Annotated in this window: 24 protein-coding genes; 15 read left to right on the forward strand and 9 right to left on the reverse strand. The window is 61.4% G+C overall.

What is annotated here, in order from left to right:
* Positions 1-10 precede the first annotated feature (10 nt).
* Genes CHEJ32_RS0120655 through CHEJ32_RS0120670 form a run of 4 tightly spaced genes read left to right on the forward strand, consistent with a single transcriptional unit; the run spans position 11 to position 3,585 of the window.
* Positions 11-928 (forward strand): branched-chain amino acid ABC transporter permease, encoded by a 918-nt coding sequence (locus CHEJ32_RS0120655; RefSeq protein ID WP_028035477.1) that lies wholly within the window; start codon positions 11-13, stop codon positions 926-928.
* A gap of 2 nt (positions 929-930) precedes the next feature.
* Positions 931-2,109, forward strand: coding sequence for a branched-chain amino acid ABC transporter permease (locus CHEJ32_RS0120660; RefSeq protein ID WP_028035478.1), 1,179 nt, complete (start codon positions 931-933; stop codon positions 2,107-2,109).
* Positions 2,106-2,891, forward strand: a complete 786-nt coding sequence (locus CHEJ32_RS0120665) for an ABC transporter ATP-binding protein (RefSeq protein WP_245261229.1) — start codon at positions 2,106-2,108, stop codon at positions 2,889-2,891. Before CHEJ32_RS0120660 ends, CHEJ32_RS0120665 begins: the two co-directional genes overlap by 4 nt.
* Positions 2,884-3,585: an ABC transporter ATP-binding protein gene (locus tag CHEJ32_RS0120670; protein ID WP_028035480.1), complete on the forward strand. Its 702-nt coding sequence runs from the start codon at positions 2,884-2,886 to the stop codon at positions 3,583-3,585. Before CHEJ32_RS0120665 ends, CHEJ32_RS0120670 begins: the two co-directional genes overlap by 8 nt.
* A 24-nt stretch (positions 3,586-3,609) precedes the next feature.
* Here CHEJ32_RS0120670 and CHEJ32_RS0120675 read toward each other — a convergent pair whose 3' ends face one another.
* The 4 genes from CHEJ32_RS0120675 to CHEJ32_RS0120690 all read right to left on the reverse strand — a co-directional run bounded on the left by CHEJ32_RS0120675 (position 3,610) and on the right by CHEJ32_RS0120690 (position 7,177).
* Positions 3,610-4,284 carry a DUF1028 domain-containing protein gene (locus CHEJ32_RS0120675; RefSeq protein ID WP_028035481.1) on the reverse strand — a complete coding sequence of 225 codons (675 nt, stop codon included), beginning with the start codon at positions 4,282-4,284 and terminating at the stop codon, positions 3,610-3,612.
* 4 nt (positions 4,285-4,288) lie between these two features.
* Entirely contained in the window at positions 4,289-4,705 is a 417-nt protein-coding gene (locus CHEJ32_RS0120680) for a RidA family protein (protein ID WP_028035482.1), read from the reverse strand.
* 117 nt (positions 4,706-4,822) lie between these two features.
* The gene (locus tag CHEJ32_RS0120685; RefSeq protein ID WP_028035483.1) at positions 4,823-6,094 is read right to left on the reverse strand and encodes an NAD(P)/FAD-dependent oxidoreductase; all 1,272 of its coding nucleotides are present in this window, start codon (positions 6,092-6,094) and stop codon (positions 4,823-4,825) included.
* Between the two features lie 186 nt (positions 6,095-6,280).
* Positions 6,281-7,177 carry a LysR family transcriptional regulator gene (locus CHEJ32_RS0120690; RefSeq protein WP_028035484.1) on the reverse strand — a complete coding sequence of 299 codons (897 nt, stop codon included), beginning with the start codon at positions 7,175-7,177 and terminating at the stop codon, positions 6,281-6,283.
* Positions 7,178-7,281: 104 nt separating this feature from the next.
* Here CHEJ32_RS0120690 and CHEJ32_RS0120695 point away from each other — a divergent pair, with 104 nt between their 5' ends.
* The gene (locus CHEJ32_RS0120695) at positions 7,282-8,040 is read left to right on the forward strand and encodes an SDR family NAD(P)-dependent oxidoreductase (protein WP_028035485.1); all 759 of its coding nucleotides are present in this window, start codon (positions 7,282-7,284) and stop codon (positions 8,038-8,040) included.
* Between the two features lie 273 nt (positions 8,041-8,313).
* Here CHEJ32_RS0120695 and CHEJ32_RS0120700 read toward each other — a convergent pair whose 3' ends face one another.
* From CHEJ32_RS0120700 to dsbD, 3 genes are read right to left on the reverse strand one after another with little or no spacing between them, the layout of a single operon-like run.
* Entirely contained in the window at positions 8,314-8,925 is a 612-nt protein-coding gene (locus tag CHEJ32_RS0120700; RefSeq protein WP_028035486.1) for a DsbA family protein, read from the reverse strand.
* A gap of 15 nt (positions 8,926-8,940) precedes the next feature.
* On the reverse strand, positions 8,941-9,747 hold the full coding sequence (locus tag CHEJ32_RS0120705) for a TlpA disulfide reductase family protein (RefSeq protein WP_028035487.1): 807 nt from the start codon (positions 9,745-9,747) through the stop codon (positions 8,941-8,943).
* 1 nt (position 9,748) lies between these two features.
* Complete coding sequence (gene dsbD / locus CHEJ32_RS0120710) at positions 9,749-11,563, reverse strand: protein-disulfide reductase DsbD (protein ID WP_028035488.1); 1,815 nt, start codon at positions 11,561-11,563, stop codon at positions 9,749-9,751.
* Between the two features lie 124 nt (positions 11,564-11,687).
* Between dsbD and CHEJ32_RS0120715 the strand changes: the two genes are divergently transcribed.
* Genes CHEJ32_RS0120715 through CHEJ32_RS0120730 form a run of 4 tightly spaced genes read left to right on the forward strand, consistent with a single transcriptional unit; the run spans position 11,688 to position 15,075 of the window.
* A complete protein-coding gene (locus CHEJ32_RS0120715) occupies positions 11,688-12,446 on the forward strand; it encodes a L,D-transpeptidase (protein ID WP_028035489.1) in 759 nt (252 codons plus the stop codon).
* A gap of 27 nt (positions 12,447-12,473) precedes the next feature.
* Entirely contained in the window at positions 12,474-13,139 is a 666-nt protein-coding gene (locus CHEJ32_RS0120720; RefSeq protein WP_028035490.1) for a response regulator, read from the forward strand.
* Positions 13,136-14,476: an ATP-binding protein gene (locus tag CHEJ32_RS0120725; protein WP_028035491.1), complete on the forward strand. Its 1,341-nt coding sequence runs from the start codon at positions 13,136-13,138 to the stop codon at positions 14,474-14,476. Before CHEJ32_RS0120720 ends, CHEJ32_RS0120725 begins: the two co-directional genes overlap by 4 nt.
* Positions 14,473-15,075, forward strand: a complete 603-nt coding sequence (locus CHEJ32_RS0120730) for a DsbA family protein (RefSeq protein ID WP_028035492.1) — start codon at positions 14,473-14,475, stop codon at positions 15,073-15,075. Before CHEJ32_RS0120725 ends, CHEJ32_RS0120730 begins: the two co-directional genes overlap by 4 nt.
* Before the next feature lie 536 nt (positions 15,076-15,611).
* Here CHEJ32_RS0120730 and CHEJ32_RS0120735 read toward each other — a convergent pair.
* On the reverse strand, positions 15,612-16,832 hold the full coding sequence (locus CHEJ32_RS0120735) for an MFS transporter (RefSeq protein ID WP_051469821.1): 1,221 nt from the start codon (positions 16,830-16,832) through the stop codon (positions 15,612-15,614).
* A gap of 86 nt (positions 16,833-16,918) precedes the next feature.
* Between CHEJ32_RS0120735 and CHEJ32_RS0120740 the strand changes: the two genes are divergently transcribed.
* The 3 genes from CHEJ32_RS0120740 to CHEJ32_RS0120750 all read left to right on the forward strand — a co-directional run bounded on the left by CHEJ32_RS0120740 (position 16,919) and on the right by CHEJ32_RS0120750 (position 19,544).
* A complete protein-coding gene (locus tag CHEJ32_RS0120740; RefSeq protein ID WP_028035494.1) occupies positions 16,919-17,911 on the forward strand; it encodes an AraC family transcriptional regulator in 993 nt (330 codons plus the stop codon).
* A gap of 494 nt (positions 17,912-18,405) precedes the next feature.
* Positions 18,406-19,032: a cytochrome c oxidase assembly protein gene (locus CHEJ32_RS0120745; protein WP_245261230.1), complete on the forward strand. Its 627-nt coding sequence runs from the start codon at positions 18,406-18,408 to the stop codon at positions 19,030-19,032.
* Positions 19,029-19,544 carry a CopD family protein gene (locus CHEJ32_RS0120750; protein ID WP_028035496.1) on the forward strand — a complete coding sequence of 172 codons (516 nt, stop codon included), beginning with the start codon at positions 19,029-19,031 and terminating at the stop codon, positions 19,542-19,544. The genes CHEJ32_RS0120745 and CHEJ32_RS0120750 overlap by 4 nt, the downstream gene beginning before the upstream one ends.
* Here the strand turns inward: CHEJ32_RS0120750 and CHEJ32_RS0120755 are convergent.
* Positions 19,511-20,023, reverse strand: coding sequence for a DUF2231 domain-containing protein (locus CHEJ32_RS0120755; protein WP_028035497.1), 513 nt, complete (start codon positions 20,021-20,023; stop codon positions 19,511-19,513). The two genes, CHEJ32_RS0120750 and CHEJ32_RS0120755, sit on opposite strands and share 34 nt — an antisense overlap.
* 42 nt (positions 20,024-20,065) lie before the next feature.
* Between CHEJ32_RS0120755 and CHEJ32_RS0120760 the strand changes: the two genes are divergently transcribed.
* From CHEJ32_RS0120760 to CHEJ32_RS0120770, 3 genes are read left to right on the forward strand one after another with little or no spacing between them, the layout of a single operon-like run.
* Positions 20,066-20,716, forward strand: coding sequence for a cytochrome c oxidase subunit II (locus CHEJ32_RS0120760; protein ID WP_245261231.1), 651 nt, complete (start codon positions 20,066-20,068; stop codon positions 20,714-20,716).
* The gene (gene ctaD, locus CHEJ32_RS0120765) at positions 20,713-23,196 is read left to right on the forward strand and encodes a cytochrome c oxidase subunit I (protein ID WP_028035498.1); all 2,484 of its coding nucleotides are present in this window, start codon (positions 20,713-20,715) and stop codon (positions 23,194-23,196) included. Before CHEJ32_RS0120760 ends, ctaD begins: the two co-directional genes overlap by 4 nt.
* Positions 23,193-23,513 carry a hypothetical protein gene (locus tag CHEJ32_RS0120770; protein WP_028035499.1) on the forward strand — a complete coding sequence of 107 codons (321 nt, stop codon included), beginning with the start codon at positions 23,193-23,195 and terminating at the stop codon, positions 23,511-23,513. Before ctaD ends, CHEJ32_RS0120770 begins: the two co-directional genes overlap by 4 nt.
* Positions 23,514-23,746 lie beyond the last annotated feature (233 nt).

Below are 23,746 nucleotides of genomic sequence, written 5' to 3' on the forward strand. Positions count from 1 at the left end.
GAGAGGGCGAATGGCGGAACTCCTTATCCAGCAATCGGTAAACTGGATCACCCTTGGCTCGATCTATGCCTTGTTCGCCATAGGGTTCAGCTTGATCTTCGGCGTTCTCAATGTGATTCATTTCTCCCACGGCGATGTTGCCATGACGGCACCCTTCATCGCGTTGGCGGCGGCGCAGGCGCTTTCCATCGCCTTCGGGGCCACCGCGCCGGCTTGGCTCGTCCTCGCGGTCATCGTGGCTGTGCTTGCCGTTGGTGTGATCGGCGCGGTTCTCGACAAGGTGGTCATACGCCGTTTCCGCGACGCGCCGGCCATGATGGCGTTGGTGGCTACGGTAGCGCTCGGCATCGTCATCCGTGAGCTGATCCGCCATCTCTATCCGCAGGGATCCAACCCGCATGCCTTCCCCCGTCTGGTCTCCGGCGTGGCATTCGAAATTGCCGGTGTGCCGGTAAGCTGGCTCGCGCTGCTCGTCGTCGCGGTGACCACGCTTCTGGTGGCGCTGCTATTCGTCTTTCTGCGCCTCACCCCCCTCGGCCTACGCATCCGCGCCGCGTCCGAGGATCGTATCGTGGCGCGCATGATGGGGATACGCGACGGCCGTGTTTTCCGGGCGACCTTCTTCATCGCCTCCGCGATCGGGGCCATTGCCGGGCTGCTCTTCGCAAGCTACGCCGGCGTTACCCGCTTCGACTTCGGCGTAATGGCCGGCCTGCTCGGGTTTTCGGCGGCAGTTATCGGTGGGCTGGGTTCGATGCCGGGCGCCATCGTTGGGGGCCTGATCATCGCCGGCATCGAGGTGCTGGCGCAGACCTTTGTTCCGGACGGGGCTTCATACAGGCTTGTCTTCGTCTTCATCCTTGTCATCGTTGTGCTCATCTTCCGCCCCGCCGGCCTGCTCGGGCGGACCGCCATGGAGAAGGTCTAGCAATGGGAGGCCCAGCTTCACCCGCCGCCCCTGGCAGTGCCGTTGCGGCTGCAGTGGTCGCCATCTTGTCGCAACTTTGCGGCGCCGCTTTCCTTTATGCCATCCTTAAGGCTGATGGCGGCTGGGAGGTGACCGGGCTTTTAACCCTGCTTGGCCTCGGCTTTTTCCTTCTGGAGCGCTACCCGGCAATGGGCGACTTCGTCACGGCGAGCCTGGCGCGCGTTCCGCTGGTCACAATGGCGACAGCGGCGATCGTGGTGCTTGGGTTCCCCTTTCTGGTGGGATCCAACACGTACATACTGCATCTTCTGATCGTGGCACAGCTCTATGCGGTTCTGGCGCTGGCTCTCAACTTCCAGCTCGGGAGTGCAAACATCCCGAATTTCGCCACCGGTGCTTCCTACGGCATCGGCGCCTATGTATCGGCGCTGCTGGCGCTCAATTTCGGCATGAGCTTCTGGTTGACGCTCCCCATCGCCGCGTTGGCCGCCACCTTGTTCGGCTTCATAATAGGTGTTCCCTCCATGCGCACGCGGGATACCTATCTGGCGCTTGTCACGATCGCTTTCGGCGTGGTCGTGCAGCAACTCCTCAACAACTTCGAATGGACAGGCGGCCCTAATGGCTTGGTCGGCATTCCCGCGCCGAGCCTCTTCGGACATTCCTTCGCCAGCCCGCTGGAAGTGTTCGGCTGGAAGCTTCCGAGCCAAGCGAATTTCTACTATCTCTCCGCTGCCCTGGTGGTGGTGGCGATCGTGACGGCCCAGCGCCTCCACCGGTCGCGCATCGGTCTTGCCTGGAACGCGTTGCGTGCGGACGAGATCGCTGCCAAAGCACAAGGCATCAACGTTGCCTGGTACAAGGTACTAGCCTTTGCGGTTGATGCGTTCCTTGCAGCTTTTGCCGGTACGATCTACGCCTTTTACATCTCCTACATCTCACCCGATAATTTCACCTTCTTGGTTTCCGTCACCATTATGACCATGGTCATCGTCGGCGGCATGGACAATATATTCGGCGTGATCGTCGGCGCGTTTCTCCTGACCATCCTGCCTGAAAAGCTGCGCGCCTTTTCCGATTACCGACTGCTCTTCTTCGGCGTGGTCGTGATCGGATTCCTCATGATACGTCCGCAGGGTCTGTTTCCGCAGCGTCTACGTCAATATGGAGCCCATCGGTGAGTGTGCTTCTCAAAGTCGACAACGTAACCATGCGGTTCGGCGGGTTGGTCGCGTTGAACGATGTCACCTTCGCAATCGAAAAGGGCTCTGTGCTGGCAGTGATAGGACCGAATGGCGCCGGCAAGTCCACCTTGTTCAATGTTGTTACCGGTGTCTATAAGCCAAGCTCGGGGCGCGTCATATTTGACGGCGTCGACATCACCGGAAAGCCGCCCTATGAAGTAGCGCAGCGGGGAATAGGTCGCACTTTCCAGTCTTCGCGCCTGTTTTCCGACCTCAGCGTGCTCGATAACGTTATCATCGGCATGCACACGCGCACGAAAACCGGCGTTCTCGACGCACTGTTCCGTCCTGGCAAATCGGGCCGGGAAATGGCGGCCTGCGTCGAGAAGGCGGAGGCGCTTCTGCAATTCGGCTCCGGTGACCTTTTCGAGCAGCGCTACCGTCCGGCCGGAACCCTTGCGCAAGCGGATCGGCGCAGGCTGGAGATCGCCCGTGCGCTTGCTTCCCAGCCCAAGCTTATCCTGCTCGACGAGCCGTCGGTCGGCATGGACGACGCGGAAACGGACGCACTGGTGGCCGACATCAAACGACTCCGTTCAGAGCATCCTGAACTGTCCGTGATCCTGATAGAGCACGACATGCGCGTGGTTGAAGCGTTCCCGGAGCACGTGATGTGCATCGATTACGGCAGCCGGATTGCCGAAGGCAGTTTCGAGACGGTGCGTGCCGATTCCCGCGTTCAGGAGGCCTATCTTGGAAAGGCGGCGGCCCATGCTTGAGCTGAAGGACGTGGATACCGCCTACGGCGCGGTGCCGATGCTGCGTAATGTGACGATGAGCGTTCAGGCGGGCGAACTGGTTTGCCTGCTCGGGCCCAACGGCGCCGGCAAGACGACCACTTTCATGACCGTCTGCGGGGTCGTGCGGCCACAGCGCGGCAAGGTTGAGGTGATGGGAAAAAATGTCGCCGAGCTCGGCACCGAGAACCTGGCGGCACTCGGCGTCGGGCTTGTTCCAGAGGGGCGGCGTCTATTCCCTGGCCTGACCGTTCTCGAGAACCTGCGCCTCGGCTTCGATGCCGTTTCCGGCGGAAAGCTGGATTTCGAGGGGCAGCTGGACAAGATGTCCAGTCTGTTCCCGCGCATTCGTGAGCGGCTCCGCCAAGTGGCAGGCACATTATCGGGTGGGGAGCAGGCCATGGTCGCGCTGGCGCGGGCGCTGATCGGCGAACCAAAGCTTGTCGTCATGGACGAGCCGTCCTTGGGTCTTTCGCCCAAGCTGATTGGCGAGTACTTCGAAATTACGCGAGAGATTCACAGCCGCGGAACGACCGTTCTGCTCATCGAGCAGAACGCCGAGATGGGGCTCAGCATCGCCGACCGCGGCTATGTCCTGGTCAAGGGGAGGGTGGCGCAGGAAGGCCCGGCGAAGGAGCTTCTTGCATCCAGGGCGGCCACAAGCCTTTATCTGTGAGTCACTCCGCCTTGTGCAGATGCTTCACTCGTCGCCGGGCACTCCGTAGGAGGGGGCTTGGCGCGGATCGAGCGCGCGCTGGATATAGGCTTCCAATTGCGGCTTGTAGATGTTCCAGGCGGTCGCGACAGCCTCGATCGGACACTCCTCGGTCCAGTCGCAGCGCAGATCGGCAACGGGCCAGCTGACCTTATCAACGAGCTTGAGCCCTGCCGAATGCACCGGGCCCGCCTCGCCTCCGGCTGCCAAGCCGGCGCGCAACGCGGCGATCAGACGATCACCCAGGTGGCCGGAAGAGGCGAGAAATGCATCGACAATGGCCTGGGGAACGCCATCATTGGCCAACAGGTTGCCGCCCGACGCAACATTCTCGCCCTGCGCCTGCGCCCAGATGCCAAGGGAATTCGGCCCTGAATGAATGGCGACGCGGCCGAGGCGATCGACCGCGAGGACCTGCCGGTATTCGATAAACCTGCCGCGCTTCTTCACCTCCGCGATCGCGGCTTCGGCGCTCATGCCCGCCTCCATCAGGTCGAGCGCAAGCGGCCCTAGCGTCGGGTCCGTGACGTTCTGCGAGGCCACCGCGCCGACACCGGCACGGGCGTAGGAGCACCGCGCCGCGACTGCAGGCGAGGAGGAAGAAATCGCGACACCGAACATGCCGGTGTCGCGGCAGCGGGCAACGAGCGAGAAGGTCATCCGATCACTCCGGGATCACGGCAGTGGCGTCGATCTCGACCAGCCATTCAGGCCGCGCCAGAGCTTGCACCACGAGGCCCGTCGACACCGGATGCACGCCTTTGATGTATTCGCCCATTGTGCGGTACACCGCCTCGCGGTGGCGTATATCGGTCAGGTATACCACGACCTTCACCAGATGCTCCATGCGACCGCCCGCCTCTTCGATCAGCTGCTGGATGTTCTGCATGACCTTGTGCGTCTGGTCGACCGGGTCGTGGCTGTCGATATTCACTGCGTCGTCCAGGTTCTGCGGACATTGCCCACGCAGCCAAACAGTCTTGCCTCCTTGGGTCACCACGGCCTGGCATAGATCGTTATCGAGGTTCTGCTCCGGATAGGTATCTTTGGTGTTGAACTTGCGAATTCGAGTATGCGCCATCTTGGTCTCCATGGAGTAGGGGCAGAGAAGTTGGATATTCGGTCGACAAGCGTCCGCAGATTGAACGGCCCGATTTATGACTTTAGCCGTATGCCGATCGTCAGCCTCCAATTGTCATTATATCCGGCTCCTGCGTTTCGCAGCCTCATGATAGGCAAGATATTTGCGCTGGGTGGCAATGTGGTCGGCCAGATATTTGGCGTCGTGCCAGACGCCCCAGATGAAGCTGGACCCCCTGCGCGATTGCCAGGGAAGCCCGAGGAAATAGATTCCCGGTTCTGCTGAGACACCGCGCTGATGCCTGGGCTTGCCCCGTCCATCGAAGGCGTCGACCTTCAGCCAGCTGTAATCCACGGTAAAGCCTGTTGCCCAGATAATTGAGGTTATGCCTGCGTGTTTGAGGTTCAACTCGAGAATTGGGTCAGTCACGCATTTCGGGTCTGCTTCGATCCTGCGGGCCTCCGGCTCTTCGGGGAGGTCTATGCCGTTGCGAGCGACATAGGCATCGGCTTCGTCCAGAAGTGACATGTAGTTGGCATCGCCACGGGCTAGATTTGCCGCGAGATCAGGGGCGAAGGACACGACACCGTCCCTGTATCCCTTGGTAAGACCAACGAGTGTCATTCCCTGGGCGGCAAGGCGCCGGAAGTCGACGGTATAGCCGCCCAGCGCGCCGCTCACCGCGATGGTCACATGTTCAGTGCCAGGTCCCGGAGTTTCAAGATCCCACTTGCCGAGAACCCCGAGCCACCAACAGAAATCGCGCCCACGATAGGCGCGCGGAGGGCGATCGTGCGGCCCTACCGAAAGATAGACGCTTCTGCCCGCCTGCAGTAGCTCGTCGGCGATCTGAACACCGGAAGACCCCGCACCGACCACCAGAACGCCTCCTTCGGGCAACTGATGGGGGTTACGGTAGGCGCTGGAATGAATCTGCATGAGGCCGGCACTTTGGGGCACGACCGGCGGAACGACAGGCTGCTGGAAAGGTCCGGTGGCGACAACCACGCTCTTGGCGTCGATCATGCCTTCGGAAGTTTCAATGCAGAAGCCCGGCCGCCCGGAATTCCTTCGGACTTCCTTGACCTCCACGCCGCATCGGACGGGCGCTGCGATCATTTCGGCATAGGCTACGAAATAATCGGCAACTGCCTCCTTGTGGATGAAGGAGTCAGGATCTGCGTCGGGAAACTCCATTCCCGGAAAACGATCGTGCCAGGCGGGCCCGTTGGTGACCAGGGAGTCCCACCTTTCCGAACGCCAGCGCTCGGCAATTCGGTGTCGCTCGAGAACGAGATGAGGCACGCCGCACTTGCTCAGATGCTCGCTCATGGCCAAACCTGCCTGGCCGCCTCCAACAACAAGCGTGTCCACTTCTTCAATTGACATATTTCGCGCCCTTTCTGGCTGTCCGAGAACTTCCGCGCAGCCGAGTACTGAACGCTGGTCTACTGGAGGGGCGGAATGGCGGAAATTACGATTTCATTTTGTGTTGGTTAGCTTGTTCCTAAATGAGCGAGGCGGGGAGGAGCGAGCGTCGCGTATAGAATACACAGGGTTTCGCGTTGACCCGGTTCAATCGATACCGAGCCGCGGGGTGATCGTTTCAACCAGCCAATCGATGAACACGCGCACGCGTGGGGAAAGCTGGCGGTTGCTCGGGCAAAGTACGGACAGGGGCGTTGGCGTCGGCGGAAAATCAGCGAGCACCTCGACCAGCGCGCCACTCGCGAGGTCTTCGGCGAAACGATAACGGGGCGCCTGGGCGAGCCCCAGGCCCAGCCGCGCTGCCGCCGCGCTCGTATCGGCGCCGCTGACCAGCACACGCGCCGGCAATACCACCTCGATGACGCCGCCATTGCGGGTGAATTCGAGCGGAAGCGGCTGGCCCGTACGCGATGAGACGAAGCCGATCATTTGATGGCCATCCAAATCGTCAGGAGTGTGTGGTGTCCCGTACTTTGCCAGATAGGCGGGGCTCGCGACCGTGATCTCCTCCATCATTCCTAGCCGTCGCACCACCATGTCGCTGTCGGCCAACTCGCCGGCGCGCACGACGCAATCCACCCCCTCGCGCACGAGATCGACGAAGCGCTCACCTTCCCCGAGATGAACGGTCAATGCCGGATGTCGTGCCAGGAAGTCGGGCAGCGCCGGCAGCAATATGGTGCGGGCGAGATGGCCGGGTACGTCGACACGGACCCGTCCGGCGACCCCGCCGCCAGCATCTCGATCGGCATCCTCGATATCGGCGAGGATGGCGACGCAGCGATGGTAGTAGGCTTCGCCCTCGACGGTGGGCTGGACGTGGCGGGTGGAGCGCTGCAAAAGCCGCGTTCCGAGACGCTCCTCCAACGCCTTGATAGCGGCGGTCGCGACCGGCCGCGAAACCCCGCAATCCGCCGCTGCTGCGCTGAAGCTGCCCCGTTCGACGATGCGGACGAAAAGATTGAGTGTGGCAAGCCGATCCATGCGGATTATTCTATCTCGCAAAACAATGCTGGCGGAAAGAGCGATCTAATCATGATTGGGCGCGGGGACTAGATCAGGATTCCTGAACAGAACGGAGATTCCCCATGCAGACATTCCCCATCGCTCTGGTTACTGGTGGCAGTCGCGGTCTCGGCCGCTCGACCGTGGAGGCGCTCGCGCGCCGCGGTGTATCGTCGATCCTGACTTACAACAGCAATCGAGACGCCGCCGATGAGGTCGTGGCGAGAGTCCGACAGGCCGGCGTACGCGCCGTCGCGTTGCAGCTCGACACCGGCGACACGGGCGCGTTTCCCGGCTTCGCCGATCAAGTTCGACGCGTGCTCGGCGAATGGGCGGCCGAACGCTTCAACTTCCTCGTCAACATGGCCGGCACATCGCACAGCGGCCTGCTCGAGGAGGTGAAAGAGGAGGACTTCGATGCCGCATACCGCGTCCATCTCAAAGGGCCGTTCTTCCTGACCCAGGCATTACTGCCGCTGATCGCAGACGGAGGCCGGATCGTGAACATCTCCTCCGGTCTAACCCGCATTATTTATCCCGGCCGCATCGCTTATGGTTCGATGAAGGGCGCGGTCGAGGTGATGACCCGCTACATGGCGAAGGAACTCGGACCTCGCCGCATCGCCGTCAATACGGTCGCTCCAGGCGCCATCCAGACCGACTTCTCGGGTGGTGCAGTGCGCGACAATCCCGAGGTGGCCCGGCACATCGCCGAGGCGACCGCGCTCGGGCGTCCTGGTCTCCCGGAAGACATCGGTCCGATGATCGCGTCGCTTCTCTCGGAAGACAATCGCTGGGTGAACGCGCAGCGTATCGAGGTGTCAGGCGGACAGGCGATTTAGTGCCAGGCACCTCTCCGTGCAACGAGCGGCGCCGTCAGTTTGACCTGCAGCTGACCGCGCCGTCTCTGAAACTCGGGCCGGTTGCATGTGAACGACGGCCCGCTCCCGAGACCTGCGAATGACACACGAGCGCCCGGATGACCGTGCGCCGCTGGACCAGGCGAGCTTTGCCGAACCAGCCGAGAGGAGAATGGCGGGTTATTGCGGCTGGACAGCGAAGCCGCCTCATCGCGTGAGCCTGTCCTCCGGTTAATCGGCTAGAGTGCCTGGACGTCAGGTTCTGCTTTCCCGTGCAGCGGCGATAGCTTCCCGCAGCATTTGTTGATCCATCGCACCATGATGAATTCGGGTGTTGATGAGAAATGCTGGAGTGCCTCCAAATCCGAACGCGTTTGCCTGGTCCATATTGCGTGCAAGAATGCCGTCGATCCGGTCGGCATCTTTCTCAAAGGCCGAAAGAAGCGCCTTTGGGTCGAGCCCTGCATTCGCCAGGACAGCATCGACCTCTTCTCTGCCAAGCCGCCCCGGGGTCGCCATCACGGCATTCAACGCTTTCTCGTAATCGTCGCCGGCGGCGAGGACAAGGCTTGAGGCGTGAAGAGATGCGCCGCCAAAAATGGGCCAGTCCTTCATGACGAGGCGAATGTTTCCGTCTTCGCGCACGAGATCGATCAAGTCCTTGTGCCCCCGCTTGCAGAACGGGCACTGGAAATCAAAGTACTCGGCGATCGTGACGTCACCCGCAGGATTGCCCAGTACCGGAATCTGTGGATCGAATAGAACCTCCTCAACGGTCAGTTCGATCTGCGCGAGGGTGGGTTGGGTCACTGCCGCGATTGCCATGCCCGCCGCCGTGATCTTCAGCAGAGCTCTTCTGTCCATCATGTGAGGGCCTCCGGTTCAGTTGGATTTGGTGCGCAGGCCGGACAGCCGGGAAAGCAAATTCTCGCGCGAGATCTCGCCGAGATGAGCGTGCTGCAGCATGCCTTCCGCATCAATGAAAAGGGTCGCGGGGAGCCCCGGCGCGCCATAGTGGCGGGCGAGATCACCGAACCGATCGAAAAGAACGAGATCGAGTGCAATTTCCGCATTGGCGAGGTAGTTTTCGATCGCTGCTCGGCTTTCGCCTTGGTTCGCAAAGACGAAGTCGATATCGGCGGAATCATTGGCAATCTCCGCCATCATCGGCATCTCGCGTCTGCAGGGTGGACACCAGGTGGCCCAGAGGTTGATCACTTTCGGGATTCCGGGAGTGCCGTCCAACTCATGATCGCCACCGGCCAACGTCTCCAGGGCAATGGCGGGAAGGGAAATGGAGGGAGCGGTTCCGCTGATCCGCCAGGCTGTGTTCCATACCACCAGCGCCGCAGTGAGTGGCAACAGGGCCCAGAGGCGCTGGCGTGCTGTTCGGAGGCCGACAAGCAGGCAAAGCAGCACAGCGGCAAGCCCGGCAGGCCAGAAGAAGCCTCCCTCCCAAAATGCAAATGCACGGATCGGATCTTGCGCGAAGATGCGCCAGTGAATCAGAACGTGTCCCAGGCGAGCCGCTGCAATGGATCCAAGAAGGACCCACCAGGACCATGGAAGGAAACGCTCGTCGACCCGGCGCGCGAGCAATCCCGTGATCAGGATGAATACAAACATGCCGAGAATCACGGCGAAGCGGTCTGCTGCGAGAACCAGCGGCCCAATGGATACGGCGTTCATGTCATCTGCTCTCCGAGCGATGAGCCGAAGATGTCAGGGATTCGATGCTGATGTCGCCGACCAATCGTGTCCCTGGAACCTCGCGTGTTCCCCTGAAGAACAGCATGGTGGGTGGCCCGACTACGCCAAGCTGCTTCGTAAGCAGGGCGCTTTCCTCATCAAAGTCCGTTAGGTCAGCCTTCACGAGTTGGAACTCTGACAAGGTCTCCCGCACTCCGCGATCCGGAAGAACTGCACGCTCGATTGTGCGACAGGTTGTGCACCATTCGGCGGTGAAATAGATCAGGGAGGGCCGTCCATCGGCAGCAGCAATCGTCTTCTGAAGTTGCGGCAGCGAATTGGCCTGTGCGAAATCCAGTTCTCCTTGCGTTTGACCCGCCGCACCGCGGCCGGCAAAAATCGCAAGGGGGCGTAGCGGGTCCCTGGCACCTGCAGCCACACCGACCATCAAAATAGCGCCATAGATTAGGGCGACGGCACCCACCGCTCGTCCTGCGGCAAGCGCGGGGCCGCGGGACGGAGTGGGTGTCAGCGTGAAGCTCGCCAGTCCGACAAGCAAGACTGCCCACAGCGCCAGATCAATTCCGGGCGGCAGTAACGGAGTGGCAACCCAGATTGCACTTGCCAGGAGCAGAAAACCAAACAGGCTCCTGACGCTCTTCATCCAGACGCCAGCTCGGGGCAGCGTGCCCCCTCCCAGAGTTCCCAACGCAATCAGCGGCAATCCCTTGCCGATCGCAAGCGCAAACAGCGCCGATGCTCCGAGCGAGACATCCCCGGTTTGCGCAATATACAGCAAGGCACCCGCCAGCGGGGGTGTGACACACGGCCCGACGATCAAGGCCGACGAGAAGCCAAGTAGCGCCGCCGCTCCCATGGTGCCGCCCAGCCGGCCGGTTTGCCTGACGACCGCACTCGTCCAAGCAGTAGGCAACTGGAGCTCGAACAGCCCGAACATGGGAAGCGCCAGGATTACGAAGACCACGGCGATCACGCCCGTGGTCCAGGAAGACTGAAGCACCATCTGGAGGTTTTGCCCTGACCACCCGGCGATTGCTCCCAGGATCGCGAATGCGGTCGCCAGGCCAACAACATAGGAAGTCGACAATGCAAACCCGCGCCTCGGTGTCAGACGCTCGCTTTCGCGTGCCAAGGCTCCCGCAAGGATCGGATACATCGGAAGGACGCATGGCGTAAACGCGAGGAGGACACCAAGAAGAGGGAACATCGCCAGCACCAGAAGTGCGCCACCCTGGCCCTTAAGCGATTGTACGAGTCCCTCGTCCTCTGCAGCGTCCAGTTGTTGCGTCGGATTCTGCAGCGACGCTGCGGCGCTCTGCCGCGACGGCGACTCAGTAGACCACTGGCCTGCCGCTGATCCGGGAGTCGAAGAGCCGGAAACCGCAAGCGTGAGCGGGTCAACAATCCGCCGCTCCGGAGCATAGCATATGCCATCCTCCTGACACCCCTGATAGGTGATCTCGATCGGACTCGGACCGGTATGGGCAATCGTCGCATCAGCCCGGTCGTAATAGATCTCCGAGCGCCCGAAGTTCGGGTCGTCCTTTTTAATCCCAGGAGGGGTCGTAACGGGTAATTCAGCCCCACTTTCCGAGCGTGCGGTCAGTCGGTCGCGATAAAGATAATAGCCATCAGCAATAATCCATTCCACCGCGAGCGATCCGCCCTGACCCCGAGATACTGACATGGCGAATGCGTCATCAACACTGAGGGGCTCCTGGAGCGGTTCGCCAATGGCTAGGGAGTTCGCCTGAAACACGAGGCTGACGAGGATGGCAAAGACCGTCTTTCTCATTGCACCTATCCGTCGCCCTACACGGGCGTGAACTGTTTTTGGGTGGGTGCTGTCCGGACCTTAAGGCAGCCTTAAGGTGAGGCGGCTGGGAAAGCGGTCCTGAAAACAGCAGAGGGTCCCTAGCATGGCGCGCAGCCCCGATATCAAGGTTGAAAGCAACGAAGCAACGAACAGGGGCACCGGTGGTGCTTTACGGCGGCGGGCGCTCCTGCTCGGCATGGGCGCGTTTGTCCTATCGGGTTGTGTCTCCGCACCGCGACAGAAACAGACCGTGGCCCTTGAGCCCGCGCTTTCCCCGAAACCTGTCGTGCCGCCGATGTACTATGCGATGCCGCACGAGCGCTTTCCGATACCCGAAGTCGATGTGACGCATCTTGATCAGCGCTTCTGGCGCGCCGAAGTGGACTATTCGACGGACGAGAAGCCCGGGACCTTGATTGTGGACACGCCTGCCAAGTATCTCTATCACGTCAAGCCTGGTGGCCGCGCGACCCGCTATGGCATCGGAGTTGGCCGGGACGGCTTCGCGTGGGCCGGCCAGGCGATCGTCGCCTACAAGCGCGAGTGGCCCCGCTGGACGCCGCCGGATTCGATGGTGGAACGCCAGCCAGAACTTGAGCCCTACAGCATTGCGAACGGCGGAATGGATCCGGGACTGAAAAATCCGCTGGGCGCGCGCTCTCTCTATATCCATCAGAACGGAAAGGATACGCTTTACCGGGTTCATGGCACGCCAGAGGCTTTCAGCATCGGTAAGGCCGTCTCGTCGGGCTGCATCAGGCTCGTCAACCAAGACGTTATTCATCTCCATAGCGAGGTACGGGACGGAAGCTCGATCGTTGTGATCCCCGATCCTGCCATGGAGCACCTGCTCGTGGGATGATCATCCGTAGAATGGTGAGGAGCGTATATGCGCATCCTGGTAGTCGAAGACGATCCTGTACTGCTTGATGGTCTATCAGCTGGTCTCGGCCTTGCAGGCTTTACCGTCGACGCGGTTGCCACCTGTGAGGACGCTTTTGCTGCCCTCGAAACGCACAAATACGGCACCGTGATCCTTGACCTGATGCTACCCGATGGTTCGGGACTGGATGTGCTCGGATTCCTGAGGCAGCGAAGGGACGCAACGCCGGTGGTGCTGCTGACCGCGCGTGATCAGGTGCACGATCGCATCGCGGGACTCGACGCTGGTGCCGATGACTATCTCGGCAAACCGTTCGACCTCGACGAGTTGGCCGCCCGGGTGCGCGCTGTCGCACGACGGGGATCGGGACGTGCAACAGGTACATTGCATTGGCGGGGCGTCGTGCTCGATCCCGCAAGTCAGACCGCCAGCCTTGGCGGGAAGCTGCTTACATTGACGAGGCGGGAGTTCGGTATTCTCAGCACTCTGATGGAGCGCCCCGGGATGACGGTTTCCAAGGCCACGCTTGAGGAGACGTTATACGGGTGGCAGGAGGAGGTGGAAAGCAACGCCGTCGAGGTGCACATCCATAACCTCCGGTCGAAGCTCGGAACCGGTTATATCAAGACGGTTCGTGGCCTGGGGTACCGTCTCGCGGAGGAGAACTCGTGAACTCCATTCGAACGAGGCTCCTTGCGATCCTGATCGCGTCAACGGGGTTGGTCTGGCTCCTCGCCGTGGCCTGGATATATTTCAGCACGCAGGCCCAAGTGGAACGCGTGCTGGATGCGCGATTGATGGAAGCAGCGCGCATGGTCAATTCGCTGTTGGCCGAGCGAAGGATCGAACTTGCGCTTGCTGGAAACGGCAGCGGTCCAATTGCCGAGGTTCAGTTCGAGGACGCAACATACGAACGGCAGCTGTCATGCCAGATATGGTCACTTGACGGCAGGCTGGTGGGGCGCTCTGAGCACGCACCCGAAGATCGGCTCACGGATTCCGGCAGCGGCTTCTCCGAAAGCGTAGTCAATGGCGAGGCGTGGCGTGTCTACGTGATCGAGAACCCCCTTCTTGGTGTCCGTGTCATGGTCGGCGACAGCCTGCTGGTTCGCGACCGCCTTGTTGGCGGCGTCATAAAGGGGCTGGCCGTTCCAGCCGCACTGATCCTTCCGTTTCTGGCTGGAGTTATCTGGGTGAGCGTCCGCCGAGGAATGTCGCCTCTGAACGAGATGGCAGGCGCGCTTTCCCGCCGAGAAGCGAGCGACCTGCGACCTCTGCCGAACGAGAATTTACCGAAGGAGATTGCGCCGGCCATTCATGCGCTCAACGGGCTCTTCAGGCGCGTTGAGGAAGCGCGCGAGCGCGAGAAGAGCTTCACAGCTTTTGCAGCACATGAGCTCAAGACCCCATTGGCAGGTCTCAAAACGCAGGCTCAAGTGGCGCTCGCCAGCCATGATCGTCAGGTGCATGAGAACGCACTCCGGCAAATCGCGGCGGGTGTGGATCGTACCGCGAGGCTTGTGCGACAGTTGCTCGACCTGGCGGCCGTGGAAGCGGCAGACCGAACTCCTCACCTTGTTGAAGGCCGCCCACGGGAACTGGTCAGCCGCATCTTGGCCGACATGCCTGTCGAAAGAGATCGGGTGAAGGTGGAAGGCGATGTGAAGCAAGTCGCGGCGTTCGACGCCGTATTGCTTACATTGGCGGTGCGCAACCTTGTGGAGAACGCGCTCTGCCATTCTGAAGGCCCCGTGGTAGTCCGCATTGAGGGCCGGAGCAGGACTGACATTTTGGTCGAAGATCAGGGCCCCGGGATACCTGCGGATGAACTTCCGCACGTGACCGATCGCTTCTTTCGCGGTCGCCAAAGGTCTTCCACGGGTAGTGGGCTTGGGCTTGCAATCGCGCAGGAGGCGATAGCCCGGATGGGCGGCGTCTTGTCGATCAGAAACCGAAACCCGCACGGATTGGCTGCCACCCTGTCCTTCGCCGCAGAGGAGGAAAAATGATATCCCGGCGCGGATTTCTGGTTGGTTCCGCGGCGACTTTGGCTCCCCATGCAGCCGAAGCACGACAGTCCCTTGAACTCTCTGATATTCTCTTCGATCCCGTACTGCCGGTGCTCGGTAACCCGCACGGAGATGTAACGGTAGCCGAGTTCTTCGACTATGCTTGCCCCTACTGCAAGGTCCTTCACCCGCACCTGAAGCGGATCGTCGAAGAGGATGGCGGCATCCGGCTCGTAATGAAGGACTGGCCAATCAACGGCGATCTCGTGCTTTATGCATCCCGCATGGTTCTCGCGGCTGACCGGCTTGGCTACTATGCACCGGCGCACTCGGCCGTCCTGGAGATCGAGGGAGGATTGGGGATGCGCCGGATTGACGACGCAATGCGGGCGCGAGACATCAATGTTGGCGAGGTCCGCGACGCGCTCGACGTTTATCTGACAGAGATCGACGCGCTGCTGGCACGCAACAGAATGCAGGCGCGCGCGCTTTCATTGCCAGGAACACCTGCGTTCATTATCGGATCGAAACTTTACCGACGGCAATTGGCTCCCGAAGAACTACACAGGGAAATTGCTGCAGCGCGCGGGGACCGCTAGAGCAGTCCAGGAAGGGGGAGCCTTTTCCGTCTGGAATTACGTAAAAGGACGGAGATCGATTCCGTGTCAGTCAGGCCGGAAACCTCGTTCGCTACCTAGATTGAACTTGTCGGATAGCTACGCTTCAGAACGCGCCTCCACATCGGTCATTCCAGTCAGGATCACGCGTTTGGGCAAGGCTCGGTGTGTTGAGCGCCTCTACGAATTAAGCGGAGGCGGTGAGCACTTCGGTAAAAGGTTCCAACTGTCCCGAATGACTGCAAAAAATGCAGCAGCCGGAACGCTCAGTGATCCTCGAGATTAGCGCCCCGGCAAACCAGACCGACGAGTGCCACGCCCAGGTATCGCGGACCAGGCACTTGATCCACCAGCCCTGAAATCGTCTCATGCGAAATGCGCGGCGCATCGCTGTAGCGAGCTACGCTGCCCGCCCTTCTCCGGGGTAGGCAGCCGCGCTTCTCGAGGTGGAAGTCGCCCAGCCGGAATGAGGCCGGGCGTTGACCAGGATATGGCGGTTGGTGCTGTATGGCACTTCGCTAAACATGGACGGGGACCGGCGCCGCGGTGGCCGCAGCACGCGGGCGCACGCCGGCTGTAATGATCGCCACTGCCAGGAACAAGATGGCGGCAGCCGAGGCGAAGACACCGGTCGCGCCACTCAGTTCAAACATCAGGCCGCCGGCGGCCGCACCGATCGAGATCGCCAGCTGGATGGCCGCAACGATCAGCCCGCCTGCGCTTTCCGCCTGGTCGGGAACGGTGCGGGTGAGCCAGGTGGACCAGGCGACCGGCACCGCCCCGAAGGCCAAGCCCCACAGGGTTACCATCGCTGCATCCGCGACCGGAGCATTGTCGAGGGTGACGAGGCCAAGCCCCAGCAGGCCCATCAGAAGGGGCATGGCAAACAGCGTCGCACGCAAGCTGCGCTCGATCATCAGGCCGGCTAGCAGTGTGCCGAGGAAATTGGCGACGCCAAAGCCCAGGAGAATAGCCGATACGGCTCCGATCTCCAACGCCGTCACCGTCTCGAGGAAAGGCCGGATATAGGTGAAGAAGGCGAAATGACCGGTGAAGACCAGCATGACGGCGAACATGCCAAGGCCGACACCGGGGCGCGCCAGCACCTCAGCCAATGTGCTCAGTCGTGTGGGAGCTGTCGGCGCCATGCGGGGAAGGGCAGCCAGCTGCGCCAGCAGCGCAACCAAACCCAAGCCGGCGGCAAAAAGGAAGACTGTACGCCAGCCAATGATCTCGCCGAGATAGCTGCCGACCGGCGCGGCGATGATTGTGGCCGCAGACACGCCGCTGAAGATCAGAGACAGCGCGCGCGGCACCATGGCCTCCGGCACCAGGCGCATGGCGATTGCCGCGGACATGGACCAGAAGCCACCGAGCGCCACCCCAAGAAGCACGCGCCCAAGAAGCAGCAAAGGCAGGTTCGGAGCTGTTGCCACGAGAATATTCGAGATGACTAGAAGAGCCGAAAAGGCTAGCAGCACACGCCGCCGGTCGATGCCGCCTGTGGCGGAGGGAACCAGAAGCCCGGCCAGCAGGCCGACCACGGCTGTGGCCGTGACCGCTTGTCCCGCCATCCCTTCGGAAATGCCCATGTCCTTGGCCATCGGGGTAAGCAGGCTCGCCGGCAGGAACTCCGCCGTCACGAGACCAAAGACGCCCAATGCCACGGCCACGACACCGCCCCAGGCAGGCTCGGCGTGCGCCGTGGTGCCAGCAATAGGTTCTAAGCGTTCGCTCATTTGGTAAGCCCTTTCGTAAAGAGGGTTTTGCAGTGCAGCAAGATTTAGGTTTGAAAAGCCGGACGATCTATGTCATCTAGTCCTGAATGCTTGATCGAAAATCCGATCCTTACACAAATGGCGACGGCTCACGCATTCCAGCCGACCTCGTGAGCGAATTGCTCATGGGAATGCGGCTGGTCGGAGTCGAGTATCGGCGCATCGAGATCACGCCTCCCTTCGGGCTGCGTTTTGGCACGGTGAACGGGCGGGCCCAGTTCCACTTCGTTGCACGCGGTCAGGTGTTCCTGCGATGCGGCCAAACCGTTCAGGCGATGAATGCGGGCGACGCGGTGCTTCTGCCGCGCGGCGGCTTACATGAGCTCGTTTCGGATGCGGAAGGTACCGGCCGCGACATCACCGACTTCAACGCCGCTCCTCTCTGCCACAGCGTCAGCTCGATAAAGGCCTGCTCCGGCGAGGGCTGCCGTTCCTCGGATGCCCTCGTCTTCAGCGGTTGCATGGAATTCGATCTGGGCAGCATGCATCCGCTCGTGGGGTTGATGCCAGAGGTGATGCTGGTTGGCACCCTGCTCGATCGCTATCCCGAGGTGTTGCCGATGCTTGAAGCTATGGAGCGCGAGGCGCATGGTGAACGCGCCGGCTTTGCGGGCGTGCTTGCGCGGCTGGCCGATGTCGTCTCGGCTTTCATCGTGCGGGCATGGGTGGAATGCGGGTGCGGGGATGCCAGCGGCTGGGTGGCGGCCTTGCGCGACCCGCGGCTCGGCCGGGTGATCGCGGCGATCCACCGCGATCCCGGACGCGACTGGACGGTGGCGGAACTCGCGGCGGAAATGGGGAGCTCGCGTTCCGTGTTCGCGGCGCGGTTCCTGGCCGTAACGGGGATGACGCCGCTGCGTTATGTGACGGAGCTGCGCATGCGGCTTGCTGCGCAGTGGATCGGGCGCGAGCATATGCCGATCGAGACGGCTGCGCACCGGTTGGGTTATGGCTCGCAGGCCGCCTTCAGCCGCGCCTTCAAACGGGCGATGGGATATTCGCCCGGCGCGATGCGCGGCCAGAACTCCGCCGCCGCCTGATGCAGATTCCGCAATAATGACCCGGCGGGATCGTCCTGGGCCGGAAGCCGTTTCCCTAACAGATTCGACTTGTGGGATAGCTGCCGTTCAGCAGCGGTCTCCTTGCCGTCATTCGGGATAGAACGGGCCGGGCGCGAAAGCTGTCGCTCGTTACCACTCCGCGAGACCGGCGCGAACGGAACATGAGTCTGAACCACGATGTGTCCGGACAAGGTGGAACACACCATGACACATGGAACCAGAGGCGGTTGAAGTGGTTCCAAATTGAGCCGAGGTGGGACGGCTATCATGATGTCGCCGGCATGGAGGGACCGAATGGGCAAGCGCACAAGAACTCGTCGAACCGCTGACCTGTTGCATTGTTCCGAAGCGCGCCGTCCGACGGACATCTTCCACTGTGAGGCAGTTTGTTGATGGAGGCGTTCCGAGGAACCTATTGCGGACCGGGACCTGCCCCAAGCGAGCTTTGGCAGGCCTGGAATCTGGATCCGTTCTTGCTGCTCACGCTTGCTGTTTTGGCTTTCGTGATCGGAAGGACCCGGTCGGGCGCCTTAGCCGTCTGCGTGCTTACGGTGGCTTTCGTTTCGCCGCTTTGCGCCTTGTCGGCTGCGCTCTTTTCAGCGCGCGTTGTCCACCACGTTCTCCTGGTGGCGGTGGCTGCTCCTCTCATCGCTCTTGCTTGGCCAGCGCGCCAACTACGGTCTTCCTCGGTCTCCTTCCTCCTCTCGACGGGGGTTCTCTGGGCCTGGCATCTGCCACAGGCCTATGATTTCGCACTCGGTAACATGGCGGTCTACTGGGTAATGCAGTTGACCTTGCTCGGGACGGCAATCGCCTTCTGGCGCACTGTATTCGATCAACGGCAGGGTGCAGGCCGCGCTCTGCTGTGGGTCCTGGCCGGCTTCATGCAAATGGCACTCCTTGGGGCACTCCTAACCTTTGCGCCTGCGCCGCTTTATGCGCTTCACGCCGTAGCGCCTTGGGCGTGGGGCTTTACGCCGCTCGGCGACCAACAGCTCGGAGGCCTCATCATGTGGGTCCCGGCAGGGCTCCCCTTTGCGGTTTGGGCTGCGCTCGTTGCCCGCCGGGGGTGGCGCACCATGGTGCAACGCGCGGCATGATCGCGTGGCTTGACGGTACGATCCCGTATTTGAAAGCGATCCATATCGCCGCGTTGCTGATTTGGTGCGCGGGTCTTTTCGCGCTGCCTTTGATGCTGGCGCGCCACCACCCAACCATCGAGCAGGCGGATTACAGCCGGGTCAGGCTTGCGTGCCATTACGGATATACAGGGATCGTCACACCCGCCGCACTGTTCGCTATCGCTGTGGGCATCCTTCTCATCTTCCTGAGAGAAGTCTTTGTCCCCTGGATGTTTGCGAAACTGTTTTTTGTCGCGCTGCTCGTTGGCTTTCATGCTTGGGTCGGTCGCACCATCGTGGCCGTGGCTGAAACAGAGGGAGATTACCAGACGCCCGCGCCGCTTCTTCCGCTTCTCCTGCTAATGGTTCCGGTTGTTGCCATCCTCTTCCTGGTGCTCGCCAAGCCTGAGCTGGGCGAGGTTCCGTTACCGCACTGGCTCATGGAGCCTCGCGGCCATCAGCTTCCCTTTGACGTGCCTCCCAGGTTGTAGTCGAAGACGAGCTTGCCGCCATGCCAACCTGTCGCTCCCACCATGATGATGCCGAAGCCCGAAAGGAGAATTCCATGGGGCAAAACCGCGGTCTCGTAGCCGTAGAGGCGATAGCCCCAGTTGATGCCAAGAACAGACAGGAGCACCATCGCGACGGCGGCGTGGGTCCAGGCTGCGGCCCTAGCGCGGATGCCGGGAACCAACAGCAATTCGGGCAAGCCGGTGGCGGCAGAAGCGAGACCAATGATGAAAGCCACTCCCGCTGCCCAGAGACCAGCCCGCGCCCAAAATACGTCGCCGGTCCACCAATAGAATGCGTCCGCGCCGAAGTTGCTGAATGTCAGCGCTATCGGGAAAGCCACGGCCATGGCATGGATTGGGTGGCTCGCAATCGCGACCTTCGAACCTGTTTCCTCATAGCCGGGTTGTTCGGCGACAGGATCAGTGAGGGCTTCATTGTGCGTCGTCGTCTCAGGCATCTATGGGCTCTCCTGCGGGGCAGTGCCTGGCTGCTAACGTCTGTGACGCTTGCCGGTTGCGAGGGGAGGCTGTCTACAGTCGATCCGGCTGGCCCGGCGGCGGCGGCGATCGCAAAGATGTGGTGGGTGCTTCTGTCCGGGTCAGCGGCAATCTTCCTACTCGTCATAACGCTCCTCCTTTTTGCCTTTCGTCGCGATGCTTCAGATACCCCGGCGGCGGAGGCCCGGCATGAGCGGGTCTGGATCTGGGGCCTCGGCTTCGGCTTCTCGATCATGGTTCTGGCAGGCCTTACCGTCTATGGCGTCCTGATGGGCGAGAGGCTCCTGCCGCGCCCGGGCCCGGACGTCGTGACGGTGAGGGCCGAAGGAGCACAGTGGGTGTGGCGCTTCTCGTACGCAGACGCGCCCGGCCGTGCCACCGAGCATATCCTCCACATCCCTGCAGGCCGGCCGGTCGACGTTGAAATCACCTCGACTGACGTGATCCACAGTTTCTGGGTGCCGCGTCTTGCGGGCAAACTCGATGCGATCCCCGGCCATGTGAATGTGCTGCGGATCGAGGCAGAGATGCCAGGCGATTACGCGGGCGTTAGCGCTGAATTCAGCGGCGTCGGCTACACTGGACATCGCTTCATCGTCCGGGCCCATAACGAAGCCGATTGGGGCGCCTTTCTGAGGGGAGAAGTTCGGTGAATGCTCTTCGCCGCCACCGAGCGCTTGAGCGCATCTGGTCTTCCCGTCCGGGCTGGCGAGGCAAGCTTACGACCGTGAACAATAACGACATCGGTCTCATGTTCCTGATTGCCGCCACAGCATTCTTCGTGATCGGGGGCATTCTTGCGATGCTAATCCGCGCGCAACTCGCCACTCCCCGCTCGGTATTCATGGGACCGGACACGTACAACCAGGTCTTCACGATGCATGGCACCATCATGATGTTCCTGTTCGCGATCCCACTTTTCGAGGGATTGACGATTTACCTGCTGCCCAAAATGCTCGGGACGCGTGACCTGGCTTTTCCTCGGCTCAGCGCCTTCGGCTTCTGGTGTTATGTTTTTGGCGGCTCGCTGCTAATTTTCGCTCTCCTTGCGGGGATCGCCCCGGATAGCGGCTGGTTTCTGTATCCGCCGCTCTCATCCACCTTAGGATCGCCAGGAATCAATCCGGACTTCTGGCTCCTCGGAATCACCTTCGTGGAGATTTCAGCCATCTCGGCGGCTGTTGAGATCGTCGTGACGGTGCTTCTGTATCGGGCGCCGGGCATGTCGCTGGATAAGCTTCCTATCTTCGCTTGGTACATGCTCATCGTTGCCGTGATGATCCTCACTGCCTTCCCGCCGCTAATCCTAGGGTCAATCCTGCTCGAGCTGGAGCGAGCCTTCGGAATGCCTTTTTTCCAGACGGAGAGCGGCGGTGACTCCCTTCTGTGGCAGCATCTCTTCTGGCTCTTCGGCCATCCGGAGGTTTACATCATCTTCCTGCCCGCAGCCGGGGTTGTTTCCACGATATTGCCCGTAATGGCGCGAACCAAGCTCCTGGGCTACGGCTGGATCGTGGCGGCGGCGGCGTTCCTAGGGGTCCTCAGCTTCGGCCTCTGGGTTCATCATATGTATACGACCGGCATCCCCCATATGGGGCTGGCCTTCTTCTCGGCTGCCTCGACACTTGTGGCCCTGCCCACCGGGATCCAGATTTTCGCTTGGATAGGGACGATCTGGAAGGGCCGGCCCGAGATGCACCTGCCGATGCTCTGGATCGTCGCCTTCTTTGCAACCTTTGTGATTGGCGGGCTTACCGGCGTCATGGTGGCGATGGTGCCATTCGACTGGCAAACGCATGACACCTACTTCATCGTGGCGCATCTCCACTATGTTTTGATCGGTGGCTTTGTGTTCCCGATGCTCGCGGCGCTTTATTACTGGCTACCGCATTTTACGGGGCGCAAGCGTTATTTCAAATTGGGAGAAACGGCATTCTGGTTGATTGTTGTTGGCTTCCACGGAACGTTCCTGCTGCTGCATTGGGCGGGCTTGCTGGGGATGCGACGCCGGATCAATTCCATAGAAGCCTCTTCGGGGTGGGAATTCGTCAATCTTGTTGCTTCGATCGGTGGCTTCGTGATGGCGATTGGCTTCACGCTGGTCCTCATCGACGTAACCGTAAATGCAACCGTGGCAGTCCGCGGCCGGCGCAATCCATGGGGAGCGGGAACTCTTGAATGGGCGATTCCGGCGCCGTCTCCATCCTACAACTTCGCCTCCATCCCGGAGGTGCGTAGCCGCTATCCGCTTCACGACGATTCCGATCTGCCGCTGCGCATCGCGCGAGGGGAGGGCTATCTGGGGACACCTCCTGACAGCGGCCTGCGGCAGAGCCTAGTGGTGGAGGTTGCCAGCGGGCGACCGAACCACCTCGTCATACTTCCGGCCAACTCGGCGCTGCCCGTCGTGATGGCGCTCGCCACCGGATGCTTCTTCGTCGGAATGCTGATCAAGACCTACTGGCTCGTTCCGCTATCCGCGCTGGGGGTAGCGGCGCTCGCGGTCTGGTGGGCCTGGAGCCTGGGGAGCCGCGCGGACCATGGCCTGCAAGATGTGGGGCGCGGTCTTGCCCTGCCGCTTGCTTGCCATGCCGCAGAACCGACAGGTTGGTGGGGATCCTTATTCCTTCTTCTCGCCGACGGCGTGCTGTTCGGGTCGCTTCTCTTTGGGTATGCCTTCCTCTGGACCGTTGCGCCGAACTGGCCGCCGCCGTCGTACTTGCAACCTGGTCTCTTGGGGCCAGCATCAGCACTGGGCGGGGCGTTGTTGACGCTGGGAGGCAGTCGTGTGGCCGATCAGGCGCTTCGCCGCGGCAGAAGGCCATGGCTGGGTTTTGCCTTAGGCTTTGCAGGACTCGCGGCAATTGGAGCGGCCGCCTCCACGGTGCTTGCTGGGACGACCTATGACGCCCACGCCTACGATGCCACGCTTTGGGTACTGGCAGGCTACGTTCTGCTTCATGCTGCCATTGCAGGGCTGATGTTGGGGTTCCTTGCGTTGCGTGTAAGGGCTGGCTACATCTCGGCCCGCCGCATTGGCGAAGTGCGCGTGGCGCGGCTCTGGTCGGACTACGCCGTCGCAGTCGCGCTGGTCGGACTCGGCGCTGTCTGGCTACCGGGGGTTCTGGAATGACCGATATCCTCCGTATATCGGTCCCGCTTTCGGCCTGGCTTGCCGCCTTCAGCGTAGTCTACGGGCTTCAGGGTTTTGTCTGCTCAGGCCGCTGGACCGCTGCGGGCCGTGACCTCGCTGACGGTCACCTGACTCTCATCATGGTCTGGGCCGCCGCAACGGCACTCCAAGTCGCTTTCCTGCTGGCCTTGCGCTCACCTCGCTTCGCGTCACCCTCGCCGTTCATGCGCCGACTCAGCGTGACCTTGGCTGTGGCCGCCTTGGTCGCTACGCTATGGACACTCTTTCCCATCGCCGTCAGCGAGGTCTGCCTGTAGCAGGCGGGCAGCCAATCTCCGGTTATCTGCCGTTGTTTGTTAGGTCTCGCCGGCTCAGGCCGGCGAGACGCGTCTGGTCAGGGGTGGAATGGCAGCGTCCGAGATCTCGAGCAAGACAGATGCTCGCTCGTGACGGCGTTGCTCCTCCCGGAGGGCGTATTCAAAATTTTGATTTCATTGCATTTTTCGTGGGCACAAACGCAGCATCCTATTTCCTCAACCAGGGCCCTGAT

The organism is Chelativorans sp. J32 (assembly GCF_000518985.1).
Classification (GTDB): domain Bacteria; phylum Pseudomonadota; class Alphaproteobacteria; order Rhizobiales; family Rhizobiaceae; genus Chelativorans.